Origin of the sequence: Streptomyces durocortorensis, from assembly GCF_031760065.1 — a bacterium.
Classification (GTDB): domain Bacteria; phylum Actinomycetota; class Actinomycetes; order Streptomycetales; family Streptomycetaceae; genus Streptomyces.
Map to the genome: position 1 here is coordinate 3,880,527 of NZ_CP134500.1, position 15,751 is coordinate 3,896,277.

Annotated in this window: 14 protein-coding genes and 3 tRNA genes; 9 read left to right on the top strand and 8 right to left on the bottom strand. The window is 72.3% G+C overall.

Translation table 11 applies throughout. The annotated features are described in order from the left end of the window. Positions 1-297 precede the first annotated feature (297 nt). The 3 genes from RI138_RS17090 to RI138_RS17100 all read left to right on the top strand — a co-directional run bounded on the left by RI138_RS17090 (position 298) and on the right by RI138_RS17100 (position 4,681). On the top strand, positions 298-1,950 hold the full coding sequence (locus RI138_RS17090) for a M48 family metalloprotease (RefSeq protein WP_311120628.1): 1,653 nt from the start codon (positions 298-300) through the stop codon (positions 1,948-1,950). A 181-nt stretch (positions 1,951-2,131) separates the two neighbouring features. Then, positions 2,132-3,592, top strand: a complete 1,461-nt coding sequence (locus tag RI138_RS17095) for a N,N-dimethylformamidase beta subunit family domain-containing protein (protein ID WP_311120629.1) — start codon at positions 2,132-2,134, stop codon at positions 3,590-3,592. A gap of 174 nt (positions 3,593-3,766) precedes the next feature. Beyond that, positions 3,767-4,681: a phosphoribosylaminoimidazolesuccinocarboxamide synthase gene (locus RI138_RS17100; protein WP_311120630.1), complete on the top strand. Its 915-nt coding sequence runs from the start codon at positions 3,767-3,769 to the stop codon at positions 4,679-4,681. A gap of 52 nt (positions 4,682-4,733) precedes the next feature. On the opposite strand, the gene RI138_RS17105 is transcribed toward RI138_RS17100, so the two are convergent. From RI138_RS17105 to RI138_RS17140, 8 genes are all read right to left on the bottom strand, one after another. Further along, positions 4,734-4,809, bottom strand: a tRNA-Gly gene (locus RI138_RS17105). Positions 4,810-4,832: 23 nt separating this feature from the next. Beyond that, a complete protein-coding gene (locus RI138_RS17110) occupies positions 4,833-5,459 on the bottom strand; it encodes a response regulator transcription factor (RefSeq protein ID WP_311120631.1) in 627 nt (208 codons plus the stop codon). Next, entirely contained in the window at positions 5,456-6,931 is a 1,476-nt protein-coding gene (locus RI138_RS17115; RefSeq protein WP_311120632.1) for a sensor histidine kinase, read from the bottom strand. The genes RI138_RS17110 and RI138_RS17115 overlap by 4 nt, the downstream gene beginning before the upstream one ends. A gap of 74 nt (positions 6,932-7,005) precedes the next feature. After that, positions 7,006-7,830: an ABC transporter permease gene (locus tag RI138_RS17120; protein WP_311120633.1), complete on the bottom strand. Its 825-nt coding sequence runs from the start codon at positions 7,828-7,830 to the stop codon at positions 7,006-7,008. Continuing rightward, a complete protein-coding gene (locus RI138_RS17125) occupies positions 7,827-8,834 on the bottom strand; it encodes an ABC transporter ATP-binding protein (protein WP_311120634.1) in 1,008 nt (335 codons plus the stop codon). Before RI138_RS17125 ends, RI138_RS17120 begins: the two co-directional genes overlap by 4 nt. Positions 8,835-8,963: 129 nt before the next feature. Further along, positions 8,964-9,036: transfer RNA gene (locus RI138_RS17130), tRNA-Gly, on the bottom strand. An 80-nt stretch (positions 9,037-9,116) separates the two neighbouring features. After that, a tRNA-Gly gene (locus tag RI138_RS17135) sits at positions 9,117-9,188 on the bottom strand. Positions 9,189-9,387: 199 nt separating this feature from the next. Continuing rightward, complete coding sequence (locus tag RI138_RS17140) at positions 9,388-9,723, bottom strand: histone-like nucleoid-structuring protein Lsr2 (RefSeq protein WP_311120635.1); 336 nt, start codon at positions 9,721-9,723, stop codon at positions 9,388-9,390. A 421-nt stretch (positions 9,724-10,144) separates the two neighbouring features. Between RI138_RS17140 and purS the strand changes: the two genes are divergently transcribed. The 6 genes from purS (at position 10,145) to RI138_RS17170 (ending at position 15,728) form a co-directional block, all read left to right on the top strand. Continuing rightward, positions 10,145-10,396: a phosphoribosylformylglycinamidine synthase subunit PurS gene (gene purS, locus RI138_RS17145; RefSeq protein ID WP_010056446.1), complete on the top strand. Its 252-nt coding sequence runs from the start codon at positions 10,145-10,147 to the stop codon at positions 10,394-10,396. Beyond that, positions 10,393-11,073, top strand: a complete 681-nt coding sequence (gene purQ / locus RI138_RS17150; protein ID WP_311120636.1) for a phosphoribosylformylglycinamidine synthase subunit PurQ — start codon at positions 10,393-10,395, stop codon at positions 11,071-11,073. The genes purS and purQ overlap by 4 nt, the downstream gene beginning before the upstream one ends. Beyond that, positions 11,070-13,319, top strand: coding sequence for a phosphoribosylformylglycinamidine synthase subunit PurL (purL, locus tag RI138_RS17155; protein WP_311120637.1), 2,250 nt, complete (start codon positions 11,070-11,072; stop codon positions 13,317-13,319). Before purQ ends, purL begins: the two co-directional genes overlap by 4 nt. A gap of 128 nt (positions 13,320-13,447) precedes the next feature. Next, positions 13,448-13,990: a helix-turn-helix domain-containing protein gene (locus RI138_RS17160; RefSeq protein ID WP_096631306.1), complete on the top strand. Its 543-nt coding sequence runs from the start codon at positions 13,448-13,450 to the stop codon at positions 13,988-13,990. 46 nt (positions 13,991-14,036) lie between these two features. Then, positions 14,037-14,915: a murein hydrolase activator EnvC family protein gene (locus RI138_RS17165; RefSeq protein ID WP_311120638.1), complete on the top strand. Its 879-nt coding sequence runs from the start codon at positions 14,037-14,039 to the stop codon at positions 14,913-14,915. 9 nt (positions 14,916-14,924) lie between these two features. After that, complete coding sequence (locus RI138_RS17170) at positions 14,925-15,728, top strand: maleylpyruvate isomerase family mycothiol-dependent enzyme (protein ID WP_311120639.1); 804 nt, start codon at positions 14,925-14,927, stop codon at positions 15,726-15,728. The last annotated feature ends 23 nt before the right edge of the window (positions 15,729-15,751 follow it).

Genomic DNA, 15,751 nt, shown 5'->3' on the forward strand with positions numbered 1-15,751 from the left:
CCGCCCTCGTACGCCACCGGCGTACGCGTCGGGCGCGAGGGGCTGACCCATGGGCGCCCAGGTCTGCCCGTGACCTGCCCTATGGGCGCGAACACGTCAGCAGCTTTACCCAAAGCCATTCCATCGGGTGACGACTGGGCCATCCGGATGACGGCCGCCGGAGGCCCAACTAGGGTGCGGCGCAAGCGTTCCGGCACTTGGCCCACCGGCATTGCGATGTCGGTGGCGGGTGCCACAGTGGGGGAATGAGCAACACCGTCGCGAGGGCAGTGAGGGCAGAGGGGGTGACGTCCGGCCGTGTCAGGTATCGATGTGGGTGAGGAGCTGGGTGCGCGGGCCGCGCAGGCGCGAGCGCTCTCCCTGTTGCGGATCCGCGGCAGGGCGCTGGCCGTGGCGATCCTGCCCGCGGCCGTCGCCGTGGTGCTGTTCGCCGCGGGTGCGCAGGGGCACCTGGGCGGCCCGGTCTGGGACGCCGTGCGCTGGGCGGCCCTCGGCGTGGCCGTCGCCGTGCTGCTGGTGACTGTCCTGGTGGCGGTCTCCGTGGCCCGCGCACGGCCCGCCATGAGTCCGACCGTCCCCGTGCCGGAGGAGGGGGCTCCCGACCTCTACCGCCTGGTCCGGGACCTGGCCGACCGCCTCGACGTACCCGCGCCCTCGGCCATAGCGCTCACCCCGGACTGCGACAGCTGGCTGGAGGACCGTACGCACCGCGCGCACCGCCGCCTCCGGCACGGGCAGCACGGCGCCGCGTCCCGGCAGGACGCCCCGGTGCTGGTCATCGGCTCGCCGTTCCTGTGGTGGATGCGGGTCGCCGAGCTCCGCGCCGTGCTCGCCCCTGTCGTGGCGGGCACCGGCCCCGCCGCGCACCCCGACATAGCCGCCGCCCGCCGCTTCGTCCGCGGTCTGGACGCCGCGGTCGCCGATGCCGCCGCCCCGGGCCGGGGGGCGGTGCGCGGGGCGCCGCTCACCTTCGTCGGCTGGGTCGCCCGCCTGCTGCTGCGCGCCTGCCGGGGCCATGCCGCCGAGATGGAGCGCTGTGTGGCCACGGCCGCCTCCCTGCGTGCCCAGACGGTCGACTACGGGCTCCGTATCGCCGCCCAGGAACAGGTCGGCCTCGCCTATGCGGGCTGGGACCGGCTGCTCACCCGGGTCGCGCTGCCCGCCTGGCGGATGGGGCGCTGGCCGTCCCGGCTGGACGCCGGGGTCGTCTCCGCGCTCACCGAGCTCTCCCGCCGGGACCGGCTGGCCGACGGCTTCGCCTCGCGGCTCGGCGAGCGCCCCGCCTGCGATCTGCTCGAAGAGCCCGGTGTGGCCGACGAGGCGGCGTCGCTGCTCGCGGCCCGGCTGTTCCACGGCGGCCCCGCGGAGAGCGGTCCGGACTGGGCGCCGGTGGACTGGCAGCAGTATCCCGACGAGGTCGTCGACCGGAAGTGGCGCACCGAGGCCGCCCGGCTCCACCGGGTCCTCGACACGATGGACGTTCCTCCGGCGCCCGCGGCCGACCCGGCCGTGCCCACCCTGGCCCGGGTCATGGAGCACCTGTCCGGGCCCAGCGGCCCCGGCGACGCGCTCGCCGCGGGTATCGGCGCCGCGGTCGCCCGCGAGGAGGCGAAGGTCCCGGCGGTGCAGCCCGGTCCCGCCGTCGACGATCCCCTCGACCTCTGGGGTCCCGGCCCGCTGCCCCTCTTCCCGCTCCAGCCGCCGCGTACGGGCACGGAGCTGCTCGTCGACCACGTCGCGGCGATGGTCTGCTGCGCGGCCGTGGACACGGCGGGCGCGGCGCCCGGTCTGGACTGGCTGGACGGCCCCGCGCTGCTCGTCGACGGCGAGCGCCGGGCGGACCTCGCGACGCCCGTCCTGAGCCTCGTCGAGGACGGCGACCCGGACCCGCTGCGCTCCTGGCTCGCGGAGGTCGGAGTCCGCTCCGACAAACCGGTCCGGCTGGTGTGAGCGGCCCCCGTCGCGGAAGCACCAGGCGTCGGCCGCAGGTCACAAATCGGAAGCCCATGTTCCGTTCCCGTCAATTCGCGACGAACGGTGACGGACTGCATGCGTTATGTGATGTGCTGGGGACCGGCGCTGACATCCGGCGCACCACAGTTGTCCGGGGGACGTGAGGGAGGGGCGCGGCATGGGGGCGGAGCAGATTCGACGGTGGGAGTCGGGTGCCCTCGCGCACGCGGTGAGCGATCCCTTCGGACAGGGCCCGCTGCCCTGGCTGCGCGGCAGTGAGCACTACTTCGACGACACCGGCCAGGTCGTCCCCTGGTATGCGGACGTGGCGCTCGGCCGCGGCACCGGCGGCGGCACCCGAACCGCCGACGACGTGCACCGGCAGATCAAGGGCTTCGTCTCGCCCGGCGCGGCGGCCCCGGGCGAGGCCATCGACTTCCACATCACCGTCGATCCGCCCCAGCAGTTCTCCGTCGACGTCTACCGGATCGGTCATTACGGCGGCGACGGCGCGGCCAAGATCACCACGAGCCCGCGGCTCTCCGGCATCGTCCAGCCCCCGCCGCTCGCCGCCGACCGGACCGTCTCCTGCCACCACTGGTGGATGTCCTGGCGGCTGCAGATCCCGAGCTACTGGTCGGTCGGCGCCCATGTGGCCGTCCTGACCACCGCCGACGGCCACCGCTCGCACATCCCCTTCACCGTGCGCCACGACCACCCCGCCGACCTGCTGCTCCTGCTGCCCGACATCACCTGGCAGGCGTACAACCTCTACCCGGAGGACGGCCGCACCGGCGCCAGCCTCTACCACGCGTGGGACGAGAACGGGCGGCTGGTCGGCGAGGAGGACGCGGCCGTCACGATCTCCTTCGACCGCCCCTACGCCGGGGCGGGCCTGCCGCTGCACGTGGGACACGCCTACGACTTCATCCGCTGGGCCGAGCGGTACGGCTACGACCTCGCCTACGCCGACGCCCGTGACCTGCACGCGGGGCGCGTCGACCCCAGCCGCTACCGGGGCCTGGTCTTCCCCGGCCACGACGAGTACTGGTCCACGCCCATGCGCCGGGCCGCCGAACGCGCCCGCGACTCCGGCACCTCGCTCGTCTTCCTCTCCGCCAACACCATGTACTGGCAGGTGGGCCTCGCCCCCTCCGCCTCCGGCGAACCGGACCGCCTGCTGACCTGCCGCAAGCGCCGGGGGCCGGGGAAGTCCGCGCTGTGGCGCGAGGTGGACCGCCCCGAGCAACAGCTCCTGGGCATCCAGTACGCGGGCCGGGTGCCCGAGCCCCGCCCGCTGGTCGTGCGCAACGCCGAGCACTGGCTCTGGGACGCCACGGGCGCGGTCGACGGCGACGAGATCGAGGGCCTGGTGGCGGGCGAGGCCGACCGCTACTTCCCGCGCGTCAGCTTGCCCGAGCACGACAGCCGCATCCTGCTCGCCCACTCCCCGTACGCGGACTCCGAGGGCTCCCTCCGCCACCAGGAGACCTCGCTGTACCAGTCCCCCTCCGGTGCGCTCGTCTTCGCCTCCGGCACCTTCGCCTGGTCCCCGGCCCTGGACCGCCCCGGCCATGTCGACCCCCGTGTCCAGCAGGCGACGGCCAACCTCCTCGACCGGATCTGCAAGCGCGACTGATCGGGGCCCGGACCGCGACCGGACGGGGTCCGGACCAAGCACGGGCAGGCCACGGCCGAGCCCCGAGCGCATCCGACCGGGTCCCGAACGCACCCCGCCGAGCCCCGCGCGCGCCCCGCTCCCCCCGTACGGGACAATCGGAACCGCTCCTGGATCAATCTACGCGGAGGCACCGTGTCCGGTTTTGTAGAAAAGCCCGAGCCCGTGCAGGTTCCGGGCCTCACCCACCTGCACACCGGCAAGGTGCGTGACCTGTACCGGAACGAGGCGGGGCAGCTCGTCATGGTCGCCAGCGACCGTATCTCCGCGTACGACTGGGTCCTGCCCACCGAGATCCCCGACAAGGGCCGCGTCCTCACCCGGCTCTCGCTCTGGTGGTTCGACCAGCTCGCCGATCTGGTCCCCAACCATGTGATCTCCACCGAGCTGCCCCCGGGCGCCCCGGCGGACTGGGAGGGCCGCACCCTCATCTGCACGTCCCTGCGCATGGTCCAGGTGGAGTGCGTGGCCCGCGGCTATCTGACCGGCTCCGGGCTGGTCGAGTACAACGATTCCCGTACGGTCTGCGGCATCGGTCTCCCCGAGGGCCTGGTCAACGGTTCCGAGCTGCCCGGCCCGATCTTCACCCCGGCCACCAAGGCGGCCGTCGGCGACCACGACGAGAACGTCAGCTACGAGGAGGTCGCCCGCGAGGTCGGCGTCGAGACGGCCGCCGAGCTGCGGCGGACGACGCTCGACGTCTACGGCAGGGCCCGGGACATCGCGCACGAGCGCGGCATCATCCTGGCCGACACCAAGTTCGAGTTCGGCTTCGAGACCACCGAGGACGGCGGCGAGCGCCTGGTCATCGCCGACGAGGTGCTGACCCCGGACTCCTCGCGCTTCTGGCCCGCCGCCACCTGGCAGCCGGGCCGCGCACAGCCCAGCTACGACAAGCAGTTCGTACGCGACTGGCTGACCTCGCCCGCCTCCGGCTGGGACCGCGCGAGCGAGACGCCGCCCCCGGCGCTGCCGCAGGAGATCGTGGCCGCGACCCGCGCCAAGTACATCGAGGCGTACGAGGTGCTGACCGGAACCAGCTGGTCGTAGCGGCAGGCGGATACGCAGAAGCCCCGGTCCGAGAGGACCGGGGCTTCTGTCGTGGAGCGAACGACGAGGTTCGAACTCGCGACCTCAACCTTGGCAAGGTTGCGCTCTACCAGCTGAGCTACGTTCGCAGTGCGCCGAAGCGCGATGCCTACTATACCCAACCCCGCTCGCGCGCGAGACGCACTGCCGTGTGCCGGTTCTCCGCACCGATCTTGGCGGCGGCCGATGACAGGTAGTTGCGTACCGTTCCCTGGGACAGCGAGGCCCGCTCGGCGATCTCCGCGACCGGTGCCCCGTCCGCCGCCAGTTCGAGCACCTCGGCCTCCCGGGCGGTCAGCGGCGAGTCCCCGGCGGAGATCGCGTCGGCCGCCAACTCCGGGTCCACGTAACGGTTTCCGGCGTGGACGGTACGGATGATCTCGGCGAGCCTGCGGGCGCTGACCGTCTTCGGGACGAACCCGCGCACCCCGGCGGCCAGGGCCCGCTTGAGATGCCCGGGGCGGCCGTGGCTGGTCACGATCATGGTGCGGCAGTGGGGGAGTTCCGCCCGCAGGGATGTGGCGACCTTCACACCGTCCGCCCCTGGCATCTGGAGATCGAGGACGGCGACATCGGGCCGGTGCGCGAGGGCCATCGCGAGCGCCTCGGGGCCGCTCGCCGCCTCCGCGACGACCATCAGGTCCTCCTCCAGGGCGAGCAGCGCGGCCAGCGCTCCCCGGATCAGGTGCTCGTCATCGGCCAGCAGGACCCGCAGGGGGCGGTCGGTGCCGGTGGTCATCGTTCCTCCGGGATGGTGGGAAGAGGGGTGTCGTCGGCGGGGGAGGGGCGGCCGTGCGCACCCGGACGCGGATCGGCAGCGAGCGGCACCGTGGCCGTCACCCGGAAGAGGCCGCCCTCGGAGCCCTCGGCGGTGCCGGAGCCATCGGGGCCCGTAGCGCCGCCGGCGCCTGTAGCCGCCCCGGAACCCCTGGTGGTCCCGGCGCCGCCGAAGCCCCCGGTCCCCTTGCCGCCCCCGGCGGCCCAGGGGTCCGTAGCGCCCCCGACGACTCCGGCCGTCAGCGATCCGCCCAGCGCGCCCAGCCGCTCGCGCAGTCCGGCCAGTCCCGAACCACCGCCGTCCGGGCCGGGCGCGCCCGTGGAGGCCCCGTCGTTCTGCACCTCAAGCACCACCGCGTCCCGGGTCCGGGTGAGACGGATCGCGCAGTGGCGCGGATCGCCGTGGCGCAGGACGTTCGTCGCCGCCTCCCGCACCACCCAGCCCAGGGCGGCCTGGACGGCCGCCGGAGCTCCGAGGCCCGCCGGGCCGTCTGCGCCCTCGACGGTGCAGGTCATTCCGGCGGCCTGCAACACGCCCTGGGCGCCCATGAGTTCGGTGGCGAGATCGGCCTCCCGGTAGCCCCGTACGACATCGCGCACCTCTTGCTGTGAGGCGCGGGCGATCCGCTGCACCTCGACCATCTGGTCCACCGCGGCCGGGTTGCCGCGCTGTGCCAGCTCCACGGCCAGCTCGCTCTTCAGCGCGATCACCGCCAGATTCCTGCCCAGCACATCGTGCATGTCCCGGCCGAACCGCAGCCGCTCCTCCGCCACCGCCAGCCGGGCCTGCGTGTCCCGCGCCTCCTCCGCCTGCCACATCACCGACAGGCTCCAGCCGCTGGGGCGTACGGAGCCGACCACCAGCGCGATGGCGACGGTCATCGTGGCGCCCGTCGCCAGCAGTGGCGTCCCGCTGCCTCCGAAGGCCGCCAGCAGCGCCAGGAAGGCCGCGACGTAGGCCGCGCCGTGCAGCAGGAACTTCCGGGCGGGTACGAGCAGGGCGTACGGCACTCCGAACGCCACCGGCAGGTCCATCGCCAGCACCGGCAGCGACTCGTCGTCGATCCCGCCCACCGCCGCCAGGGCGATCACCAGCCCGGACATCGCCACCAGGAGCACTGCCGGGAGCCGCAGTCGGCGCAGGGGGAAGGGCTCCGCTCCCCGGTAGTGGGCGAAGGCGGGTCGCACGTTGAGGTTGCTCAGCACGGACTGGGTGATGTTCAGGACGAACAGGGCCACACCGATGGCCAGCGCCCAGGCGCCCCGGTCCAGGATCGTGGCGAGCGGCAGCAGGCCCCAGGTCAGCAGGAAGATCCAGGTCATCGCGCAGAGGGTGACCCGGGTGTAGAGGTCGATGCGCTGGAGCTTGGTGCCCTCGTGCCAGCCCCGCCGCCAGCCCCGTACCCGACCGATCACGCCTGTCAGCCCTTTCATTTCGCCTCCCGCGCGGAAGACTCCCGCGGCAGGCCCCTGCGGAAGGCTCCCGGTGGAGCCGCCCGGTGCGCCGCTCAGCCGCGCGGGTCCCAGCGGAACCACCGCTGCACAGCAAACACCCCGAACGCGGTCCAGGCCAGCGCGGTCACCCCGGCCGTGACCAGGTCACCGCTCTCCACGCCGCCGAGCCAGCCGTGCCGGACCAGGGTCATCACGCCGGTCATCGGCAGCAGCTCGAACACCGACGCCAGCCGGTCCGGGAACACCTCCAGCGGGACGAAGAGCCCGGAGCCGAACAGCGAGACGAAGTACAGCGGCAACGTGGTGAGCTGCGAGGTCTGCACCGTACGGGTCACCACGGCGGTCGCCGCGGCCAGCGCCGACATCAGCAGGAAGCCCAGCAGCAGCCCGGCCACCAGCAGATCGGGCCGGTGCGGTGCGCTCAGGTCGAAGGCGAGCGCGCCCGCCACCACCAGCAGCACGCACTGGGCCAGGGCCAGCGCCACGGACGGCAGCGCGGTGCCGGTGAGGATCTCGCGGTCGGAGATCTCGCCGGTGCGCAGCCGCTTCAGGACGAGCTCCTCGCGCCGGGCGACGTACGCGGAGACGAGGTTCATGTAGACGACCTGGACCAGCACCATGCCGATGCCGCCGGTGAGGGTGGCGCCCGCGATGGTGAGGCCGGTGCCGCCGAGGTCGATCTGTTCGAGCGAGGACCGTATCGCGAAGATCATCACGAGCGGCACCAGCAGGGCCACGACGATCGCGGTCCGGTTGCGCACCAGGAGGATCAGCTCGGCGCGCCCGAGCGCGGCCAGCCGCCGGGCCACGGCCGGGGCGTTCGCGGCGGGGCGGGTCGCGGCCGCCCGGTCGTGCACGGGGGGCGTGGTCGTCGTCATGCCGTCACCTTCTTCGTCCGGGTGGTGCGGGTGGGCCGGGCCGGGACCTGGCGGGGGTCCTCGTCCCGGGGCGCGTGCTGGGTCTTCGCGATGTCGAGGAACGCCTCCTCCAGCGAGGCGGAGCGGGCGTCGAGCCCGTGCAGCCGCACGCCCGACTCCCGGGCCCACTCCAGGAGTTCGTGCAGCGACTCCTGGAGGGCGGGGGTGCGGATCTCGATCCGCTGCCCCTCGGCCGCCGCCCGGAGAGAGAGCGGCAGGCGGGCCGCGGGCACGGCCTCGGGCAGGACGAACCGGATTCGGGCGGGCTGCTGTGCGGTCACCTCGGCGATGGTTCCGGACGTCACGATCCTCCCCTGGTGCATGATCGCCAGCCGGTCCGCGAGCGCCTCGGCCTCCTCCAGGTAGTGCGTGGTCAGCAGCACGGTCGTGCCGTTGTCCCGCAGCGCCCGGACGAGCTCCCAGGTCTCCTGCCGCCCCTCGGCGTCCAGCCCCGTCGTCGGCTCGTCGAGGAAGAGGACCTCGGGCCGGGAGGTCAGGGCCAGCGCCAGGTCGAGCCGGCGCTTCTCACCGCCGGACAACTGCTTGACCCGGACCTTCGCCCGGGCGGTCAGGCCGACCATCCCCAGGGCCTCGGCGGCGGGGCGGGCGCCGGTGGTGCAGGCCGACCACATGCGAACGGTCTCCATGACCGTGAGGTCGGAGGGGAAGCCGCCCTCCTGGAGCATCACCCCGGTACGGGGGCGGACGGCGGCGCGTTCGCGGTACGGGTCGTGGCCGAGGACCCGGACGGTGCCGTCGGTCGGCGGTGCCAGGCCCTCCAGGAGCTCCACGGTGGAGGTCTTGCCCGCGCCGTTCGTCCCGAGCAGGGCGAACAGTTCGCCGCGGGCCACGGAGAAGGAGATCCCGGACACGGCCTCGAAGCCGTCGGCGTAACGGCGCCGGACCCCGTTCGCCTCGATCACGGGAGCGTCCACGCGGTCGCTGAGGATGTCGTCGCTGGTCATGCTTCAAGGTTTCCGCCGGAGAGGGCCCGTCGGCAGTGCGCGCTGTCATGACTGCTCATGACAAACGTCATGGGCGGGGTGCGGGCACGACTAAGGCCCCGATCGAAATCGATCGGGGCCTTAGATCTGAGCGGACGACCAGGTTCGAACTGGCGACCTCAACCTTGGCAAGGTTGCGCTCTACCAACTGAGCTACGTCCGCATTGCAGCCACTCGGCTTTCACCGGTGGAGCGAGCACTACTCTACCTGATCCAGCGAAGTGGTCTGAAGAGGTCGTGCAGAGCGGGTGACAGGAATTGCACACTGCGCCTTCCCCCTGGAAGGGGGATGTTCTACTACTGAACTACACCCGCACGCTGCGTGGGATCCGGCTTTGCGGCCTCGCCCCTCGGCGTGCTCCAGACTCTAGCCGACCTGCGGGGGTGTCGCGCAAGTCGACTCCCGGCGGGTCCCGTCGCACGGGTCCCCGAGGGGGCGTTCGCGGTGCCCCGCACCCCGCCTGACGGAGCGTCCGCCGCCGGGACCCGGGGCCCGACGGTGGACGCCGCGCTCTCAATCGGAGGCCTGGAACGCCTCGTAGACCTTCTTCGGGATGCGGCCGCGGGCCGGCACCTCCATGCGGTGCGAGCGGGCCCAGGCGCGGACGGCCGCCGGGTCCGGCGCGAGGGCGGTGTGGCGGTAGGCCGTGGGCGTCCTGCCGTGTTTGCTGGCATTTGTCTGCTTTCGGCCGGCCGCCATGTAAGGCGCCAGAGTCTTCCGCAGTTTCTTCGCGTTGGCGGGATTGAGGTCGATCTCGTACGTCCTCCCGTCCAGGGCGAAGGTCACCGTTTCCGCCGCTGCTCCCCCGTCGATGTCGTCGGAGAGCGTCACCACTACGCGCTGAGCCACGGATATCGGTCCTTTCCTACGGCATCGGCGCGTTCTGCGTACGCGGATGCCGGCCTTCCGGCTGTCAGGCGGGCGGATGCGGATCGACATGATGTCGACTGTTCCGTTGTCCCGGGGCAATGCTGCTTTCCCCGGTAATCATTTGTACAGCGACGGGTGCCGCATTGTGAAGCCCAGTCAATTGCATCCGCGTGTCCGTACGCAATCCGTGCACAATCCGGGCGAGATTTTTTCCGGACCTTTTCCCGTGCGGTGTCCTGGCCGATATCTGGACGTGATCTCCGCCGGGTCCCCTCCGCCTCCGCGCCGCCCGATATCTACCCGCGTAGAAATTTTGGGCAGGTACGCTGAGTGGACCCGCGGGGGTCTGGGGAACCCCCCGGAGAGACAGCCGCACCACACCACCACACCGGGAGTGCCAGTGGCACGCGTCGTAGTCGACGTCATGCTCAAGCCCGAGATCCTCGACCCGCAGGGACAGGCGGTGCAGCGCGCACTGCCCCGTCTCGGCTTCGAGGGAATCGCGGACGTTCGTCAGGGAAAGCGTTTCGAGCTGGAGGTCGAGGGGCCGGTGGACGACGCCGCCCTCGCCCGTATTAACGAGATGGCCGAGACGTTCCTCGCCAACACCGTCATCGAGGACTTCGTCGTGAAGGTGGAGGAGGAGAAGTGACCACCCGTATCGGCGTCGTCACTTTTCCCGGCACCCTCGACGATCAGGACGCCCTGCGCGCCGTCCGGATCGCGGGCGCCGAGCCCGTATCCCTGTGGCACCGCGACAAGGACCTGCACCAGGTCGACGCGGTCGTCCTCGCCGGTGGCTTCTCCTACGGGGACTACCTCCGCGCCGGAGCCATCTCCCGCTTCTCGCCGGTCATGGAAACGATCGTCGAGCAGGCGAAGGCCGGTATGCCGGTCCTCGGCATCTGCAACGGCTTCCAGATCCTGACCGAGGCGCACCTGCTGCCCGGCGCGATGCTGCGCAACAACCACCTGCACTTCATCTGCCGTGACCAGAAGCTGCGGGTGGAGAACGCGGAGACGGCCTGGACCTCGGACTACAGCGCGGACCAGGAGATCAGCGTCCCGCTCAAGAACATGGACGGCCGCTACACCGCCGACGAGCGCACGCTCGACGAGCTGGAGGCCGAGGGCCGCGTCGCCTTCCGCTACCTGGACGGCAACCCCAACGGCTCGCTCCGCGACATCGCGGGCATCACCAACGCCGCGGGCAACATCGTCGGCCTGATGCCGCACCCCGAGCACGCCGTGGAGCCGCTCATCGGCACCGGCCGCACCGACGGCCTCGGTTTCTTCACCTCGATCATCAAGAAGCTGGTCAACGCATGAGCCTGGATACGGTCAAGCACGCGGCCGAGACCCCGGACGCCGAGCAGCCCTGGAAGGAGCTCGGCCTCAAGGAGGACGAGTACGCCCGGATCCGCGAGATCCTGGGCCGCCGTCCCACCGGCGCCGAGCTCGCCATGTACTCGGTGATGTGGTCGGAGCACTGCTCGTACAAGAGCAGCAAGGTCCACCTCAAGCAGTTCGGCGAGAAGGTCCCCGCCAACGACGCCATGCTCGTCGGCATCGGAGAGAACGCCGGTGTGGTCGACGTCGGCCAGGGGTACGCGGTCACCTTCAAGGTCGAGTCGCACAACCACCCCTCGTACATCGAGCCCTACCAGGGCGCGGCCACCGGCATCGGCGGCATCGTCCGCGACATCCTCGCCATGGGCGCCCGCCCGATCGCGGTGGTGGACCCGCTGCGCTTCGGCGCGGCCGACCACCCCGACACCAGGCGCGTCCTGCCCGGCGTCGTCGCGGGCATCGGCGGCTACGGCAACTGCCTGGGCCTGCCCAACATCGGCGGCGAGGTCGTCTTCGACGCCTGCTACCAGGGCAACCCGCTGGTCAACGCCGGCTGCATCGGTGTGATGAAGCACGAGGACATCCACCTCGCCAAGGCCTCCGGCGCGGGCAACAAGGTCATCCTGTACGGCGCCCGCACCGGCGGCGACGGCATCGGCGGCGTCTCCGTCCTGGCGAGCGAGACCTTCGAGTCCACCGGCCCGGCCAAGCGCCCCGCCGTCCAGGTCGGCGACCCGTTCCAGGAGAAGCTGCTCATCGAGTGCACCCTGGAGATCTTCGGCGAGAAGCTCGTCGACGGTATCCAGGACCTCGGCGGCGCCGGGCTCTCCTGCGCCACCTCCGAGCTGGCCTCGGCCGGTTCCGGCGGGATGCGCGTCGAGCTGGACACCGTGCCGCTGCGCGACTCCTCCCTCTCGCCCGAGGAGATCCTCATGAGCGAGTCGCAGGAGCGCATGTGCGCGATCGTCGAGCCGCAGCACGTGGACCGCTTCCTGGAGATCTGCGAGAAGTGGGACGTCATCGCCACCGTCATCGGTGAGGTGACCGAGGGCTCCCAGCTGGAGATCTTCTGGCACGGCGAGCAGATCGTGGACGTGCCGCCGCGCACGGTCGCGCACGAAGGTCCGGTCTACCACCGCCCGTTCGCCCGCCCGTCCTGGCAGGACGCGCTCCAGGCGGACGACGCGGGTCGGCTCGCGCGCCCGGGGAACGCCGCCGAGCTGCGCGAGCAGGTCCTCAAGCTGGTCGCCTCCCCGAACCAGGCCTCGAAGTCCTGGATCACCGACCAGTACGACCGCTTCGTGCAGGGCAACACCGTCCTCGCGATGCCCGAGGACGCGGGCATGGTCCGCATCGACGCCGAGTCGAATCTGGGCGTGGCGATGGCGACCGACGGCAACGGCCGGTACGCCAAGCTCGACCCGTACGCGGGCGCGCAGCTCGCGCTGGCGGAGTCGTACCGCAACGTGGCCGCCTCCGGCGCCAAGCCGCTGGCCATCTCCAACTGCCTGAACTTCGGTTCGCCCGAGGACCCGGACGTCATGTGGCAGTTCGCCGAGGCCACCCGCGGTCTCGCGGACGGCTGCCTGGAGCTGGGCACCCCGGTCACCGGCGGCAACGTCTCGCTGTACAACCAGACCGGTGAGACGGCGATCCACCCGACGCCGGTCGTGGCCGTGCTCGGCGTGATCGACGACGTCACCCGGCGTACGCCGGTCGCCTTCGCGGAGGAGGGCCAGCTCCTCTACCTGCTGGGCGACACCCGCGAGGAGTTCGGCGGCTCGGCCTGGTCCGAGGTCGTCCACAACCACCTCGGCGGCCTGCCGCCGAAGGTGGACCTCGGCCGCGAGAAGCTGCTCGCCGAGATCCTCATCTCGGCCTCCCGCGACGGCATGGTCGACGCCGCGCACGACCTGAGCGACGGCGGTCTGATCCAGGCCGTCACCGAGTCCTGCCTGCGCGGCGGGAAGGGCGCCCGGCTGGTCGTGCCGGACGGCCTGGACGCGTTCACCTTCCTCTTCTCGGAGTCGGCGGGCCGCGCGGTCGTCGCGGTCCCGCGCAGCGAGGAGCTCCGCTTCACCGACATGTGCGGGGCGCGCGGTCTGCCCGTCACCCGCATCGGTGTCGTGGACGGCGAGGAGATCGAGGTCCAGGGCGAGTTCGGCATCCCGCTGAGCGAGCTCCGGACGGCCCACGAGGCGACGATTCCCGCGCTGCTCGCCTGAGCCCGAGCCGCGTCGCCGCGTACGCCCGAAGCCCCCGCCCGGATGACCCGGGCGGGGGCTTCGGCCTTCCCGGAACCTGTTCCGGAACTCTCTTGATGGAAATTACGTAATTACGTAAGGTGGATGTCGTGGAGCTGGAGGAGCGGGTCGCCGAGCTGGAGAGGCGGCTCACGGCGCTTGAGCGGCAGGACCGCGAGGCGCCCCGCCTGGGCGACGGCGGCTTCTGGGCGCTGGAAGGGCTCAAACAGCAGCTCGCCGACGCCGGGGAGACCGCAGCCGACGGCGGGGTGCTCTACACGGGCTCGGTCCGGCTGCCCACCGGCGAGCAGTACGAATGGCAGTACGGCGCCTTGACCGAGGCGCTGCTCGACGGGGGCGCGGAGCAGGGGGACGAGGGCCACGAGGGCGACGCCTGGGCGGGCGCCGCCGAGGCCTTGGCCGCGCTGGGCCACCCGGTCCGGCTGCGCCTGCTCCGCGAGATCCTCGGCGGCCTGCGCACGACCGCGGAGCTGGCCGCGCTCGACGGGGTCGGCACCACCGGCCAGATCTACCACCACCTGCGCCAACTCACCGGCTCGGGCTGGCTGCACGCGGCCGGGCGCGGACGGTACGAGGTTCCGGCCGCCCGGGTCGTACCGCTGCTGGTGGTGCTGACGGCGGCGCGGCCGTAGACCCACGGCCGCGGACGACCTAAGACAACATGGGGGGAAGTTGAAGATGTCCGTTCGCAGTGCCGTGGAGAGGGCCCACCGCATCTCCTGGGTGGTCCTGCTCGCGCTGGTGACCGCCGAGTTCCTCACGGATCCGCCCGGGCCGGGGTGGACGACCACACTGCTGCCCGCGGCGGTCGTGTCGGTCCTCCTGCTGACGACGCTCGCGCTCCAGACCAGGGCCGCCGCGCCCCGGGGCGAGCCGCGGGACCCCGTGGCGGTCGACCCGCCGGTGGCCGGGCGCTGGGCCGCCCTCAACAGCCCTGCGGACAAGGCCCCGAGCCACGGGACGCACGTCTACGGGCAGACGTACGCGATCGATATCCTGGCCGACCCGGAGCCGACGGACGGCGAGGTTCCGGCTCGTCCGCCGTTCCGGATGCTGTGGCCGGTCTTCCGCCGCAACCGCGACTTCCCGGCCTTCGGTGCCCCGCTGCTAGCGGTGGCCGACGCCACGGTCGTGGCGGCCAGCGACGGCCAGCGCGACCACCTGAGCCGCAACTCCCTGCCCGGGCTCGTCTATCTGATGCTCGTCGAAGCCGCCGTCCGGTCGGTCCTCGGCGTGCACCGGGTCTTCGGCAACCACGTCATCCTCGACCTCGGGGACGGTACGTACGCGGCCTACGCCCATGCCCAGCGCGGCTCGCTGACGGTGAAGGCGGGGGACACGGTCCGGGCCGGGCAGCGGATCGGCCGGTGCGGCAACTCCGGCAACACCACCGAACCCCACCTCCACTTCCAGCTGATGGACGGCCCGGACCTCGACACCGCCCGGGGCGTCCCGTTCAGCTGGCGGGGCGTCGGAGTCCCGGCGGGCGGGGAGACGTTCACGGCCGGGGAGCAGGTCGCACCAGCCCGACCGGGCGATGTCGGAGGGGCCGGTTAGTCTCGGCCCATGCCCCCGGCCAAGAAGCGCCCGCGCGCCTACGACCACCTCAGGACCCGGACCGCCGTCCTCGCACAGTTCGGCCATGTGCGGGACGCCGTCCGCACGTTGACGCCCGACCAGCTCGCCCGGCCGACCAGGCTCGGAGCCTGGACGGTGCGCGAGCTCGCCGCGCATGTCGCGATGGGGCTCGCCAGTGTCGGCCGGTCCCTGGACCAGCCGGAGCCGCCCGGCCCCAAGCCCGAGGTCGCCCTGCCGCAGTGGCCCTCGGCCACCGCGGCCCACGCCGGCCGGATCGCCGAGGACGTCGAGGAGCTGGCGGCCGCCCATCGCGATCTGGACGCGCTGTACGAGGAGGCGGAGGCGGGGTTCACCGCGGCTGTCCTGGCGTCCGGCACCGGAGAACGGCTGCTGGTCACCCGGGTCGGCTCCATGCGCCTGACCGACTTCCTGGTCACCCGGACCGTCGAGCTGATCGTCCACACGGACGACCTGAACGAGGCGCTCGGAACGGAGATCCCGTACGACCGGCAGGCGCTGGCCGCCTGCACCCGGCTGCTGGCGGACGCCCTCGCGGACCGGGCGCCCGGCGGTTCCGTCGAGGTGCGGGTCCCGCCGTTCGCGGTGGTCCAGTGCATCGGCGGCCCCAGGCACACGCGCGGGACCCCGCCCAATGTCGTGGAGACCGGCCCGCTGACCTGGATCCGGCTCGCCACCGGGCGTACGGAGTGGGCGCGGGCCCTGGAGGACGCCGAGGTCAGCGCCGGCGGCGAGCGGGCGGACCTGGCCGCGCTGCTGCCCCTGATGGGCTGAGCCCGACGGGGCGGAACCGGATC

Excerpts from the sequence above, each read along its gene's own strand:
- RI138_RS17095 (WP_311120629.1), top strand. The coding sequence starts at position 2,132 with ATGGGGGCGGAGCAGATTCGACGGTGGGAGTCGGGTGCCCTCGCGCAC.
- RI138_RS17110 (WP_311120631.1), bottom strand. The coding sequence starts at position 5,459 with ATGACCACCGGCACCGACCGCCCCCTGCGGGTCCTGCTGGCCGATGAC.
- RI138_RS17115 (WP_311120632.1), bottom strand. The coding sequence starts at position 6,931 with ATGAAAGGGCTGACAGGCGTGATCGGTCGGGTACGGGGCTGGCGGCGG.
- RI138_RS17120 (WP_311120633.1), bottom strand. The coding sequence starts at position 7,830 with ATGACGACGACCACGCCCCCCGTGCACGACCGGGCGGCCGCGACCCGC.
- RI138_RS17125 (WP_311120634.1), bottom strand. The coding sequence starts at position 8,834 with ATGACCAGCGACGACATCCTCAGCGACCGCGTGGACGCTCCCGTGATC.
- purL (WP_311120637.1), top strand. The coding sequence starts at position 11,070 with ATGAGCCTGGATACGGTCAAGCACGCGGCCGAGACCCCGGACGCCGAG.
- RI138_RS17165 (WP_311120638.1), top strand. The coding sequence starts at position 14,037 with ATGTCCGTTCGCAGTGCCGTGGAGAGGGCCCACCGCATCTCCTGGGTG.
- RI138_RS17170 (WP_311120639.1), top strand. The coding sequence starts at position 14,925 with ATGCCCCCGGCCAAGAAGCGCCCGCGCGCCTACGACCACCTCAGGACC.